The 13,575-nt window shown below is 56.6% G+C and carries 12 protein-coding genes; 1 reads left to right on the forward strand and 11 read right to left on the reverse strand.

The window, feature by feature from the left end:
• Nucleotides 1–24: 24 nt before the first annotated feature.
• The 5 genes from INT20_RS06870 to INT20_RS06890 form a co-directional block, all read right to left on the reverse strand.
• Nucleotides 25–1,374 (reverse strand): TolC family outer membrane protein, encoded by a 1,350-nt coding sequence (locus tag INT20_RS06870; protein ID WP_193056655.1) that lies wholly within the window; start codon nucleotides 1,372–1,374, stop codon nucleotides 25–27.
• On the reverse strand, nucleotides 1,371–2,735 hold the full coding sequence (locus INT20_RS06875; protein WP_193056656.1) for an HlyD family type I secretion periplasmic adaptor subunit: 1,365 nt from the start codon (nucleotides 2,733–2,735) through the stop codon (nucleotides 1,371–1,373). The genes INT20_RS06870 and INT20_RS06875 overlap by 4 nt, the downstream gene beginning before the upstream one ends.
• Complete coding sequence (locus INT20_RS06880; RefSeq protein WP_193056657.1) at nucleotides 2,732–4,522, reverse strand: type I secretion system permease/ATPase; 1,791 nt, start codon at nucleotides 4,520–4,522, stop codon at nucleotides 2,732–2,734. The genes INT20_RS06875 and INT20_RS06880 overlap by 4 nt, the downstream gene beginning before the upstream one ends.
• A 246-nt stretch (nucleotides 4,523–4,768) precedes the next feature.
• On the reverse strand, nucleotides 4,769–5,344 hold the full coding sequence (locus INT20_RS06885) for a heme acquisition protein HasAp (RefSeq protein ID WP_193056658.1): 576 nt from the start codon (nucleotides 5,342–5,344) through the stop codon (nucleotides 4,769–4,771).
• A 128-nt stretch (nucleotides 5,345–5,472) separates the two neighbouring features.
• Nucleotides 5,473–8,469: a TonB-dependent receptor gene (locus tag INT20_RS06890; RefSeq protein WP_193056659.1), complete on the reverse strand. Its 2,997-nt coding sequence runs from the start codon at nucleotides 8,467–8,469 to the stop codon at nucleotides 5,473–5,475.
• A gap of 436 nt (nucleotides 8,470–8,905) precedes the next feature.
• Here INT20_RS06890 and INT20_RS06895 point away from each other — a divergent pair, with 436 nt between their 5' ends.
• A complete protein-coding gene (locus INT20_RS06895) occupies nucleotides 8,906–9,118 on the forward strand; it encodes a hypothetical protein (RefSeq protein ID WP_192535744.1) in 213 nt (70 codons plus the stop codon).
• A 62-nt stretch (nucleotides 9,119–9,180) separates the two neighbouring features.
• On the opposite strand, the gene INT20_RS18220 is transcribed toward INT20_RS06895, so the two are convergent.
• The 6 genes from INT20_RS18220 to INT20_RS06920 form a co-directional block, all read right to left on the reverse strand.
• Complete coding sequence (locus INT20_RS18220) at nucleotides 9,181–9,303, reverse strand: hypothetical protein (protein WP_264298670.1); 123 nt, start codon at nucleotides 9,301–9,303, stop codon at nucleotides 9,181–9,183.
• 184 nt (nucleotides 9,304–9,487) lie between these two features.
• Nucleotides 9,488–10,108, reverse strand: coding sequence for a biliverdin-producing heme oxygenase (locus INT20_RS06900; protein ID WP_192535742.1), 621 nt, complete (start codon nucleotides 10,106–10,108; stop codon nucleotides 9,488–9,490).
• A gap of 87 nt (nucleotides 10,109–10,195) precedes the next feature.
• A complete protein-coding gene (locus INT20_RS06905) occupies nucleotides 10,196–11,188 on the reverse strand; it encodes a FecR family protein (RefSeq protein WP_193054573.1) in 993 nt (330 codons plus the stop codon).
• On the reverse strand, nucleotides 11,181–11,762 hold the full coding sequence (locus INT20_RS06910; protein ID WP_192535740.1) for an RNA polymerase sigma factor: 582 nt from the start codon (nucleotides 11,760–11,762) through the stop codon (nucleotides 11,181–11,183). The genes INT20_RS06905 and INT20_RS06910 overlap by 8 nt, the downstream gene beginning before the upstream one ends.
• A gap of 31 nt (nucleotides 11,763–11,793) precedes the next feature.
• Nucleotides 11,794–12,555, reverse strand: a complete 762-nt coding sequence (locus INT20_RS06915; protein ID WP_193056660.1) for an ATP-binding cassette domain-containing protein — start codon at nucleotides 12,553–12,555, stop codon at nucleotides 11,794–11,796.
• On the reverse strand, nucleotides 12,549–13,541 hold the full coding sequence (locus INT20_RS06920) for a FecCD family ABC transporter permease (RefSeq protein ID WP_193056661.1): 993 nt from the start codon (nucleotides 13,539–13,541) through the stop codon (nucleotides 12,549–12,551). Before INT20_RS06920 ends, INT20_RS06915 begins: the two co-directional genes overlap by 7 nt.
• Nucleotides 13,542–13,575 lie beyond the last annotated feature (34 nt).

Below are 13,575 nucleotides of genomic sequence, written 5' to 3' on the forward strand. Positions count from 1 at the left end.
TTCGGCAGTATCGCCGGAAATCGTTTAGAAATAGTTCGCTACCTGGGCGATATCGCTGTCGTCAAGTTGCCCCGCTTGCCAGCGCAGGCTCAGCCAGGCCACTAGGTAATCGTAGCGAGCCCGCGCCAGATCGCGCAACGCCTCGAAGCGTTGGTGTTCGGCATCCAACACGTCCAGATGGGTACGCTCGCCGCCTTCCAGGCTACGCTGTGTCGCTTCCACGCGCTGGGTGGCGGCCTCGACGGATTGCCGGTACGCCTCTTCGCGCCGCTGGCTGCTACGCACCAGCCGGTACTGGCGTTCTACGTCGTTGAGAATTTCTGCTGTGGTCGCATCCAACTCGTGGCGATGCTGTTCGAAGGTGCTCTGTGCCTGGCGGCTGGCGGCCACGACCCGCCCACCCGAATAGAGCGGCAGGTTGACTTCGACGCCGATGCTGTTGGTATCGTAGCGCTGGCCGATGGTGTTCTCGCTGCTGGAGTCGGAGATCTGGCTGCGGGCATAAAGCTGCACCGTGGGCAAGTGGCCTGCGTACTGGGCATGCACCTGATGGCGCGAGGCATCCAGGGCGCTGCGCTGTGCCGCAAGCTCCGGGTTGTAGGCCAGTGCCAAGGTTTGCCACTCGTCTAACGTGGAGGCACTGGCTTGTGCCTGCTCCGCCAGCACTGCCCAGGCGTCTGGGCGAAGCGGTGCCAGGGGGGAAGCAGGCCGTTGGCCGATGAGCAGGTCGAGTGCGTTGAGTGCGTCCTGCAAGCGGTCCTCGGCTTCGATTAGGCGCGCTTCGACCAGTCGCATCTGTGCGGCAATTTCCAACTGATCGGTACGCGTGCCCTCACCATAGGCGACGAACTGGGTGCTTTTCTCCGACTCCTCTTCCAATGCCCGCAGGTGCGCTTCGGCCAAGGCGATGTCGTCCTCGGCGTAGAGGGTATCGGTATAGGCTTGGAGCACACGAACGGCCAGTGCTTGATAGGCGCGGTCGAGCGTTGCCTCGGCAGCTTCGGCACGCGCCCTGCCTGCCTGATACTGGGCGAAAGCCGCCGCATCCAGTAGCGGCTGGGTCAGAGTCACTGCCGAGGTGTGGCTTGAGTAGCGCATGTCGTTGGTGGTCGTGCCCAGCGGGGTCGACTGCTCTACCTCAGAGTGGTTATGCGCGTAGGAGTAGCGGTAGCCGAGCGTAGGCAGCAGCCGCGAGCGCCCCAGGGCACGCTCCTTCTGCCCGGCATCGCGGGCGTTTTGTGCAGCAAGCCAAGTAGGATCGTATTGGCGGGCGTAGTCGTAAGCGGTCTGGAAATCCAGTGCCTGGGCAGCCAGTGGTAGGCAGAGCCAGCAGCCGATGCTAAGTTTCACCGCCGTTGAACGTAACAACCTCATGCATCCCCCCATGCCATGCGTGCCCGGTCGAACAGGGGCTTGAGCAGATAGTTGAGCAGTGAGCGCTCGCCCGTACGGATGAATGCTTCCACTGGCATGCCCGCCTTTAGCGGCGCTGTGCCCAGCACTGCCAGGTCGTCGTTGGCGACCTCGACCTCCAGGCGGTAGTAAGGCAGGCCGCTGACCTCGTCGACCAAGCGGTCGGCGGAGACCTGCGTAACCGTGCCCGGAACGCGCGGCGTGCTGCTGCGCTCGAACGCGGTGAAGGCAAGCTCTACCGGCAGGCCCGGTGCTACGCGGTCGACCTGGTCGACGGGAAGCTGCCCCTCCACGCGCAATGGCTCGTCTTGCGGGACGATCTCCATCAGCAGACTGCCGGGCTGTGCCACGCCGCCCTCGGTGTGCAAGGCCAAGCCCACCACGCGGCCCGAGCGCGGGGCACGAATCACCGCGTGCGCTTGTTCGTAGGCGTTGTTGGCCATGCGCCCGGCGGCTTCTTGGCCGCGCAGGCGGGCTTGAGCCAGCGCTTCGCCCACTTCGCGCTGATACTCCTCCTGGCGCTGGGTCAGGCGCAGCTCAAGCTCGTCGATCTGGCGTTGGGTTTGCTGCAGGGTGCCGTTGGCGCTGGCAATGTCGCCTTGCAACTGGACGTAACTGCCTTCGAACTCCAGCATTCGGTTGCGTGGTATGTAGCCTCCCGATGCTAGCTCGCTCAGGTTGCGCCGCTGCTCGCTGAGCACGTCAAGGCGTGTTCGCTGCTGACTGAGCGAAGCTTCGAGACCGGTCACTTGAGCGCGTTGCCCGGCAAGGCTGGCCGCAAGCCCCGCGAGTTCGGCGTCGAGGGCACTGCGGCGGCTGGCAAAGAGCAGGCGCTGCTGGCTGACGAGAGTATCAATATCGGCATCGCCCGAGGGCATGAGTTCGGGTGGGAAGGTGATGCTCGCTTGCCCATCGCGCTCGGCTTCCAAGCGCGCCGTTTCCGCCAGCGCCGAGGCGTGCTGCAAGCGCAGCACCTCGGCCTCGTTTTGCAGCTGCGTGGTATCCAGGCTAACCAACGGCCGCCCTTGATCCACTCGATCACCATCGCGCACCCAGAGCCTTTCGACCGTGCCCCCGGTAGGATGCTCGACCGCTTGGCGGTTCCCCGACACCACCACCGTGGCAGGCACGGCGATACCATTATCCAGCGGTGCCCAGGCTGCCCAGGCCACAAACAGTGCTAAGCCTCCCAGTAGCAGCCAACTCCCTATGCGAAGCGGTCGTCGCTTACGGCGCATGGCGAGTGCTTGCCAGTCCGGTATGGCTGAGGAGGTGTGTGGTTTTGCATCAGGTGGCGACTGCGAGATATCGCGAAGGGTCATGCGCGCTGCTCCTGACGATTGATGGAAACATTGCCGTAGCTATAAGCGCTTTGCGCATACGGAGTGGCCATCGCGCCATTGGCAGGAGCTACCGCTTGGCGGGCAGTGTTCAAGGCTTGCAAGATCTCTTCAGTGGGGCCGAACTTCTGCAGGTGGCCTTCACGTAGTACTAGCAAGTGAGAAGTGGCCTTGAGTACCTGAGGGCGGTGGGTAATCAGCACCACCGTAACGTGGCATTCACGCAGTCGCTGTAACGCTTCCAATAGTGCTTTTTCACCGGCGTCATCAAGGTTTGCATTGGGTTCGTCCAACACGACGAGTGCCGGGGGGCCGTAGAGCGCCCTCGCTAGGGCAATACGCTGGCGCTGCCCTCCCGAAAGGCCGATCCCACTATCTCCTAAGTAGGTGTCGTAGCCATTGGGTAGGGCCAGAATCAGTTCGTGTACGCCCGCGGTTTTGGCGGCCTCGACGACCTTCATGGGGTCCGGTTCGCTGAAGCGAGCGATATTCTCCGCCACGCTACCTGCAAACAGCTCGACATCCTGAGGCAGGTAGCCGATATGTGGCCCCAGTAGCGCTCTGTTCCAGCCCTTGATATCGGCACCATCCAGCCGCACGGTGCCGACCTTCGGCTTCCAAACACCCACTAGCAGTTTGGCCAGGGTAGATTTGCCTGACCCCGAAGGCCCGATAACACCGAGCACGCTGCCCGCTTCCAATTGGAATCCCACTTGAACCAACGTGGGTATCTTTCCGCCTGGCGGCATGGCGCTTACCGGCTCCACATTAAGCTTGCCCAGCGGGGCAGGGAGGTCCATGCCTGGCTGGCGGGCCGGGTGTACTGTTAGCAGGTTACCCAAGCGCTGGTAAGCCAGCCGTGTCGAGGTCCATTGCCGCCAAGCGTTGATCACCTGATCAATAGGGCTGAGCGCACGGCCCATTAAAATAGACCCGGCGATCATCGTACCAGGACTGATCTGCCCGCCAATCGCTAGCCAAGCGCCCAACCCCAATACCAGTGACTGTAACGCAATGCGCAGGCTCTTGGAGATAGAAGTAACCAGCGCGGTACGCTCGCTGGCCAGCCCCTGCAGCGCGACAAAGCCATCGTGCAGGTGCGACCAGCGGCGGGTAAAGGCCAACAGCATACCCATCGACTCGATGGCATCAGCATGGTGCAGTTGCGCTTCTGCCATGGCATTCGCCTGTACGGAAAGCTTGCCTGCTTCACGTAGCGGCGGCTGGGAAAGTCGCTCGTTGAGCCATGCCAGACCGATCAGCACGATGGCACCCACTAGCGCTAGGCAACCAATCCACGGGTGGAACATAAACATCACCAGCAAATACAGTGGGAACCAGGGGGCATCGAAGAACGCAAATACCGCGTGGCCGGTGATAAATTGGCGCAGCGAATCAAGATCCCGCGTGGCTTGCCCCGCCTGGGCTGCCTGGCCGCTTAGCCCGCGCTCGAAGGCCGCCGCGTAAACCCGCTCCCCCAGTTGTTCATCGAAGCGTTCGCCAATATGAATGACTGCCAGGCTGCGTATGTACTCCAAGGCACCCATTAACGCCAACAGCCCCAGCGCCATGCCCGTTAGCATCATTAGCGTGGTGGTATTGCCGGAAGCCAGTACGCGATCATAGACCTGCAGCATATACAGCGGCGGCACTAGCATCAGCAGATTGATAACCGCACTGAACAGCCCTACCGAGCGCAGTGTGCCGCGATAGCGGCCGAGTGCTTGATTTAGTTCATTACCTGACTGGCGGCGAGGGGGCGCGGGCATGGTGGCGTGTCCTGAAAATGACATGACAAAACAACGAATGTGCTTGAACCTTGAGGCCCAGCCATTCGTCTCGAATTCGTTCTCTCATTAGTGCTTTGGTCACGTCTCTGCTTGACTTCTCGTCTTATCTGGCGAGAATGCCGAGGCACCGCGCCAAGGCATAACGCCCCTGACGCGGTGTTTGAACGTTGCGGCAAGGGGATTCCCCTTGCCTTTTTTATTAGGTGTTTATAGCGATGGCGTTGTTCACGCAGCCAGGGCGAAATCGAAGTCGCTGGCAGCAACGCCGGTGACGGATGCCGGAATGGCATCGCCGAGCAAGCCTGCATCGTCCAGTACCGCCAGCAAGCCACCATCAGTGCCAGTGCCAGCGCTATCGTCGGCACCGTTCACCGAACCGTTCATTAAGCCCCAGATGATGTCGTGTACTTCGTTGCCACGGCCGTCATGGCTGGCAACGATAGGATCGTCAAAGGTGAAGGTAATGAAATCATTAACCACTTCACCATTATTGAGGCCCGCACCCAACGTAAGCTCCGTCAAGGTGCCAGTCAGTGCATGATCAGCGAAGTTATAGGAAAGGCTGCCAGTGGCGGAGAAAGCAAAGTCACCATCATTGTTGGCCATAGCGTAAGTATCGCCCGCCAAGCCTGAGTTAACTCCGTTGGTGAAGAACCCTCCAGTATTAATACCACCCGGGTTATTGTCGCTGTGCTCTCCACCCGCTCCCTCCTTTTGAAACTCTGTTAACAGGAGTTCCAGTGTGCCGGTTGAAAACGTATCAGGGAAATAGGCTTCATCATAAGTATAGCTAATGGACATTTCAGTCTCCTTGATCTATCAATGTTGGCCTTAAGGCCGTGATTGGCAGATAACGTTAATTATCTGCCCTGCATACCCGTAAGGGTGGGCATGTTCGTAAACGGCGCGGGTCATGCGCCGTAATTTAATTAAAAACGCAGTTCTGCTCCGGCCATTAGGGTGCGACCCGCCCCATAGCTCTTGGAGAAAATATCCGAGTAGCCGGTGACGTAGTTACGGTCGCGCACGTTAAGCATGGTGGCTCGCAGCAGCAGGTTAGGGTTGACCTGATAGCTGGCGTAGAGGTCCCAGGTGACGTAGCTGGGCCACAGGTCAAAGTCGAAATCCTCCGGGCCGCCCGCGGCGCTGTAGTTAAGGCGGGTGCCTACATCTAGGCGCTGGTCGAACCAGCGGGTACCGAAGGTGAGGCTTCCGCGATCCATGGGCAATTGCCTGGCACTATTCATACCGATGACATCAATGCCGCAATAAGTTAGGTCATCTCTCATTGCCTCATAAGAGTCGTAACCGGCTTCAATGGCTTCGTAGTAAGCGTCAGAGTAGTTGCCGTTTTCATCCGGTATATCTTCACGGATATTCCCGCTGCCCAGTGGATAGATCTTCTGGCAGAACTGATTATCGCTCCCCAGTACATGGGTATAGTTGGCTTGGGTGTACCAACGTTCGGCGTCATAATCGATCTCCAGCTCCAAACCGCGGAAGTTCATGGGTAGCAGGTTTGGCACGAACATGGTATGGCCTAATCCCCCTTGCTGCCCTGGCATCACGTTAACCATAGAGGTGATCAGGTAGTTATCCACACGGGTGTCGTAGTAAGAGAGCTTGCTGAAGAAGCGATCCCCACTTTTAAATAGATCCTGGGCGGTAAAATTGGTGCCTATATCCCAACTGCGTGAGGTTTCCGGTTGTGCATGAGGGTTGGGGAATAGCACCGCGAAGGGGTCGCCGGGGTGACTGCCCTGCATGAGTGTTTCAGTGAGTGAGGGTGGCCGCCAGCCACGGCCCCAGTTAGCAAATAGTTCGACGTTCTCATTGGGGCGATAGGCTGCGGATAATGTGGGTAGCAACTTATCCATGCTGTTATCGACGTCGTAATCTTGCATCACAGTGTCCGATAACCAAGTAGGTTCGTAACGCCAACTTGTCTCATAGTCGATCATAGAGGTTGGGTCGTTAACATAACCTTCCCAAGTCGGAATATCATCGCAAGCTGTCTGCCTACTTTGCTCTGGAATGATAGCGCTGATGCAGTTGGATCTCCTGGTTCTCAGACCGTTTTCAGCTCTTCTTGACGCTCTGTCATAGCGGTTATGATATGTCCACTCTACTCCAGGCAGCTTTGTAGAGCCTTTAAGCTTGTAATAGTCGTAGCGAAGCCCTGCCGCTAGGGTAAAGGCTTCGTTTTCCCACTGTAAGTTACTAAAAGCGCTTGCAATACTGCGTTCACCGCTGGGCTGCATGGTGTTGTCGATCGAGGCCAGCTGGCGGCCGCCGCGCTCCTGTGCAGTGGTGGACTCGCCTTTGTCGATAAAGTACTCAACCCCGTGGTTGGAAGAGAAACCATCAATCCCGCCGAGTGCAAAATGCGCAGTATTTTCCAGCGTAAAGCCGTAGGTATCGATTTGAGTGCGGTTATTGTTGTCAAGCCCCGCCCGGCAGGCGCTATATGCATTATCTGGGATGGGATTCTGTTCACAGACGCCGATCATCCAGTAAAGCTCGGTCATATCGGTGCCGTTTAGCACCACGGGCCGGCCAGCTTCGGTATAACGCTGCCCTTCTGTTGAAACGAAGTAAGCGTTAGCCTCCAGGTTGATCAGAGGGGAGGAGGGGTTAAGGTTATAGCGCAGGCTGACCGAGTCGGAGGTTGTACTGGCGTCGCCAAAGCGGCGCCAGGCATCATCGCCGTCGACCACCTCACCAGCCCTCATTATCTGCCGATCCGAGACGTTGTTGTAAGAGAGTTCGGTACCCAGGTAGGAAAACGTCAGTGACTGGTCGTCATCGATATGCAAGCGCGCCTTGAACAGGTTTGAGTCCTGCTCGTTGTCGGTGAAGCGGACTCGGTCGACATCCTGAACGATGTCTTTATGAAACTCATCCTGGACTCCTACCGTAAGAAAATCGTAGTTTGGTCGACGGCGGCCGGGGGCGTATTCGCCGAAATTACGGTTGCTGCGCGCCGCCAGCAGTTCCCAGCGATCGCCAAGGCGCCCGGCTACAGTCGCGCTACCAATAAAGTTGACTCCATTGCCTTCTCCACCTACGCCAGTCATGCCGCGTAAGCGCACGCCGATATCTTTACCCGGTAGAAGAACATCATCCACATCGATGGTGCGGAAGTTGGCACTGCCAGCGATGGCACCCGCACCATGCACGCCCGTGCTGGACCCCTTCTCGACCACCACGTCCGAGAGCAGCTCGGAATCGACATACATGGTGCCGTTACGCTGTTGGTGACCGTTGTCGTTGAAGTTTTGGCGCATGCCGTCGACCATCATGTTGACGCGCCCAAAGTCCTGCATGCCCCGGATATTGACCGAGAGCCCCGGGTCCTGGGCGTTGACGGCACTGTAGACACCAGGGGTCTCCTGCAGCATATCGGCGGCGTGGCGCGGCGGCGTGCGATCAATCTGTTCGCGCGTGATCACGCTTACCGAGCGTGGCTCATGATAGACCCAGTCGTCACCGATACGGTCTGCCGATACGGTCAGAGTGCTAAAGGCTGTTTGGTTGCCCACGGTGATTGAGGTGGTTGGTTCCAGTAGTTCTGCCGTTCTGCCATTGCGGTATGAAAAGGTCAGTGATGAGTCGGCTAGCAGTGTGCGAAGTGCTTCATCGGCAGTCATTTCGCCGCGTAAGGCCGGTGCGGTACCGTTGATGGGCTGGCCATCCTGACGGACGACAGCAATCTGCGTGGTAGCGGTAAATTCACCCAGCGAGTAGAGCAGGTGCTGTTCGGGCAGGTCGAACGTGTAGCGCTGCTGCAAAGGATTTTGCTGCAGCGCCTTGGATGAGTTCGGTACAGAGGGCTGGGCCTGTGCCAATACCTGAGTTTGCGCGGCAAGCAGGCCCAGTATCACAGCGGCAGTGATTGGGGATCGGGAAAAAACCTTAAAATGCATTGAAATAAAGCTCCCTTGTTACGCTAATAATAATCGTTTGTATCTTAATTAACGATTGGGATGAGAATTTCCCTCATCTGAAATAAATTTTTTGCCAAATTATTTTGTGGGGCCGTGGTATGGGACGCGATGCGTGGCATGCCATGCATGCAGGTTTCCCTCTGGGCATACGAGCATGCGTTATATACCCCTCGTTCAACTTCGGGGTTAATCATAATCAATTGCAATTGATATTTGCTTATATTTGAGATTGTTTATATTTTATAGTGATCAAATCAAAGGCAGATTAGGTACATTCAAGGGGGGGATGGTATGGCTCAGGAAATCGAGTGGGATGATATCACCGTATGCCTCCCTCCCGGTATGAGGGAGCGGGCATGGTTCAGGCGTTTATCTTGGTGGAGGCTTCACCATAGACGGTATGCGAATGGGTGGCATGGGCGACGATATTTTTGTCATTCATGGCGGAAGTAATTGTATCGTTTTTAACGATGGTGGTTTTATAACTCCCAATGAAGAGGGTATAACACGAAAAGAAGTGCACGGGTTGGTGACTATTCATGAGTCCAAGGTGTTTAATTTCCGCAATTATGTGCCTTATCTCGGCGTACATTACCGCTTGGCTGCAAAAACTGAGTGCAACACCTGAGCATTTCGCTAAGGTGTTGCGCTCAGTTTCTGCAGCCGCCGTTTGTAGTTGAGCGAACTGCATCAGCAGGTTTGTTCGGCGGTCACGGCAATCGTCAATGCAACTGCGATCAGCACGCTATGCAGAAAAACGCCGCTTGCCAAGGCGATCATTAGCGAAATCCATACGCTAGGTGTTTCTGTCATTAGCCCATAGAGTGAGCCTAAACACCCGCTTATCAGTGAAATCATGAATAAGCTGGCTGCCCACCAGTTGAGCAACAGAGAGGCGGCAGGAAAGGCGTATACAAGCAATCTGGACGAGTGTCCCTGTAGAGTCTGGTTCACTAAAATTCCCCGTTATATCGTTTTAGTAACGCTTCTTTTGGCGTTATTTTTGGTTATTAGTTAGTACGTTAGAGGCCAGCGATTTAACGAAAGTAAAGGCCGCTCTGGCGCCGTTTAAGGCTTCGTTTGCCTGTTCTTCAGAGAGCGGGATGGCGTCTAGCTGTGCAGTGAAGCGGCGCCAGTGCAACCCACGTCCTGCATCGCTGGGGGCGAGGTGACGGGCACCAAAATTGATGGAGAGGTTAAGTTGGCTGGCGTATTTGAGCAGAAAAGCCGCACCCAGGTTCGAGCCTTCATTGACATAAAGCCAGCCAACCGCAGCCGCTTGAGATTCGATAGCGGGTACTGAGAGAGCATCGTCAGTCAAGTCATCGAGGTTGAGGGCAAGATCCTGGCAATCTCTGATCACTGCTTGGTAACGACTGCGCTCGGCCAGCCCTTCCAGCCAGTCGTTCAGCTCAGGCTGAAGATAAAGCACTTCAGTGTGACGTTGGAACTGATATTGAACCGTTAGAAATCTCTTGTAGCCTTCCAGGCTGGCAAAAGGGGCGAGTTCCATAATGGCTTTATCAACATGTTCATGAGCAGTATGGGTATCCAACTTTAGACGCTTGCTCAAGGGGAGAGTATTCGTCTCTCTTGAAGGGGAAAGAAGTGTTTCCATGAGTCGTTCTCTTTAGTGAGATGAATGAAATCAGGGACGTAAATGGAGGCGCAATCCCCGTGTGTGCGTGTATTACCTATGAGTACTTCACCCCGTGCGTAGCCACAGTAAATCGCCGGGTAAGCGATGAACCTCAATGTCAGATACATGAGTCAAGGCTGAAAGCAGAGCCTCCGGCTGGTCGACAGGGAAGCTTCCGGAAAGACGTACGTCAGAAAAAGCGTGAGTATCGAGTAGTAGGCGGCCTGGTAGCATGCGTTCCAATTGAGCAACGATCTCACTCATTCCTGCGTCATCGAATACAACTCTTCCTTCCTTCCAGCCAAGTGCTACAGGCAGAGCTACCGGTGAGACAGGGCCAAGTTCGCCATTGATAAGTGCCACTTGCTTACCGCCACCCAACAGGGCTTGGTGTCCTTGACTGTCTGTAATGGCTACTTGCCCCTCTGCCACCGTCACGGTGACACTGTCAGTGCTATGCATCACAGCAAAGTGAGTACCGATAACCTTTATCGATGCTTCGCCAGCGGTAATGGTGAAGGGGCGCTGGGCATCTTGCGTAACATCAACCCATAATCGCCCGCGTCTTAGCGTTAGTCCTCTGTAGGTTTCGTCAAACTCAATGTCCAGCGCGCTATTCCCATCCAGTAAAAGAGACGAGCCGTCTGCCAGTAGAAGTTGTTTCATTTGCCCTGGTGTCGTGACGGCATCGGCTGTCAGTCGATCCCAGTTGGCTGGTTCACGCCATAGTTCAAGGCTCAACAGCAAGCCGAGCATGCATAGGGCAGCGACTGCCCATCCCCACGGTCGTTCATTCCGCCGTTTGGATGGCGTGGCAGACTGTTGAAGGTGAAACAGGCGAATGGGGGCTTCAATATCCTGCCAAAGCTGTTTCGCTTCTTGATACGCAAAGTGGTGAAGCGGGCTTTGTTGTAGCCACGCGTTGAACGCCTGTTGATCATGTTGGGTGACGCTTGCATCCTTGAGTTTAAGATACCAAGCGATGGCATCATCCATGGTGGCGTCATCTATTGCAGGCGATGGCGCTGGCTGGCTCAAAGGTTCGTTTGGTTTAGTCACGGTCTAACCCTTCCTGGGAACGTGGCCTGTTGTTATTAATACAACGAGTGGACTGAATGTTTTCCTCATTGATTGATTGTTTTTTCCATTTACGACACTGGCGCATCGCGTGCATCATGTCTTTTTCAACCGTGCTAACAGAAATGCCCAAGCGCTCGGCAATAGCCTGATAGGTCTCACCGCTAATTCGATTGAGTAGGAATACGCGTTTAGTTCTGGGGGGAAGGGTATTTAATTGATCGATTAGTTTCTGCCACTGTTGAGTCTTATGAGCAATTTGTTCTGGACTTGGCTCCTGAGGGGGCTCATCAATAGTGGCATTAAATTCTTGAGTTTGATGACGCTTACGCACCCCTTGGGATCGTAAATAGTCCAGCGCTAGGTTGTGCGCCGTGCGGTGTAGCAAGCCAGCAGTATCTGTTTCTTTAGAGGGGCGTTGCCACAGCTTAACAAAGGTGTCTTGTGCCAGATCCTCTGCAACACTAGTGCTACCAACAACCTGCTTGATACGTTTTATAAGACGATGCCGCTCGTTAAGAAACATGCGAAGCAGAGCAGAAGAAGTTTTGGTCATGCGAGGCTTGCTCATCTCATTAATAAAAAAATCACGGCGCAAGGGTAATAAGAGGAGCCAACGCCATGTCGCTTTGGATGCAGTAAAGTTCCGCTCCATACACCTTGGCGATGGTCGTAGTCTTTAAAACGTGTCGGGGTTTACCATGCGCTATACGCTGCCCCTTTTGCAGTAACCAAACGTAGTCGGCGTAAGTGCCGGCCAGGTTCAGGTCATGTAGGACGCATACGATGGCCATATGATGCCGTGTGGCCCAGGTGCGTAGTTGACGCATTAGTCGCTGCTGCTGGCCGATATCCAAGGCGCTGGTGGGTTCATCCAGCAGAAGCAGGCCGCCATCCCTGGCAGCGTCCGAGCGCCGCGAGAGCAGTTGGCAGGCGCCGCGGGCGATCATCACTCGCTGGCGCTCGCCGCCCGAGAGCGAGAGTACGCTGCGCTTGGCGAGCGGGACGAGGTCCAGATCATCGAGTAGTTCGGCGATGAGTGCTTTATCGGGGTTGCTCCCCAGACACACCAGTTCTTCCACTCGCCAATCGAAGCCGACAGGCTCCTGCTGAGCGACAAGCGCACGACGGTTGGCGAGCGCGGTGATCTCCCATTCATGTAGCAAGTGGCCATCCAACTGTACGGTGCCCTGTTCGCAGCGGCGATAGCCTGACAGCATGCTGAGCAGCGTGCTTTTGCCTGCGCCATTAGGCCCTACAATCGCGAGCAGTTCGCCTGGATGGATCTCACCATTCATGGGCGCTAGTGCGGGAATTGAGGTTAGCCCCGCTTGATGCAGGGTCAGCATGACGGGCTCCGGCGCATAAGCAGATACAGAAAGTAGGGCCCGCCCAAAAGGCTCGTTAGCAGCCCGACCGGGATCTCGGCAGGAGCGGCTAGCGTACGAGCCAGGGTATCGGCGACCACTAATAACAAAGCACCGCCCAGCATTGAGGCAGGCAGGAGTAACCTGTGTCCGGGCCCTAGCCAAAGCCGTAGGCAGTGGGGAACCAGCAGGCCAAGAAAGCCAATGACACCGGTGAGGGCTACGCACAGCCCGACGCCAAGTGAGGTGGCCACGACAATACGGCGTTTTAGGCGGTTGGCGTCCAGCCCCGCCGCATGGGCCGTGGTTTCGCCTAGTTGAAGCAGGTCAAGCTCGCTGGCGCTGCGCATTAGCATCCACAGTGCCAGGCTAATCAGTACCAGGGCGATAGCGGTGGTTCGCCATAAGGCATGGGTTAGCGTGCCCATACCCCACAGGCTCAGTTGGCGCAGCTGTTCATCGCTGGCGATAAACGCAAGGACACCACCCGCAGCGCCGGCCAGAGTGTTAATCGCCAGGCCCGCTAGCAGCAGGGTCATAACGGCGGCACTCCCACCCTGGCGTTTGGCCAAGCCAAACACGATGACACATACGCTCAGCGCGCCCAAAAAGCCAGCAGCAAACTGGCCGTAAAGGCTGTTGACGGCGCTATCCTGAAAAATAACGATCCATAGCGCCACAAATAGCCCGGCACCGCTGGCAAGGCCGAGCAGCGTTGGGTCGGCCAAGGGATTACGAAATAGCCCCTGCATGGCAGCGCCGCTGCCCGCAAGCATGGCGCCTACGACAACCCCCAGCAGCAAGCGCGGTAAGCGCAGCTGCCACCAAACCTGTGTGCTGAGCGTATCGGCATTGCCGTTTAGCAGTGCCCATGGGGAGAGCCCTAATGCGCCCGACGCCGCGCCCCACGCCAAGGCAAGTAACAGCGCAAGCGTTAAGCCGATAAGGACTCGTGGAGCGCGCCCCATCGGTCGCATCGTACGCTGACGATAAGCCTTAAGC

The organism is Halomonas citrativorans (genome assembly GCF_014898005.1).
GTDB classification, from domain to species: Bacteria; Pseudomonadota; Gammaproteobacteria; order Pseudomonadales; family Halomonadaceae; genus Vreelandella; species Vreelandella citrativorans.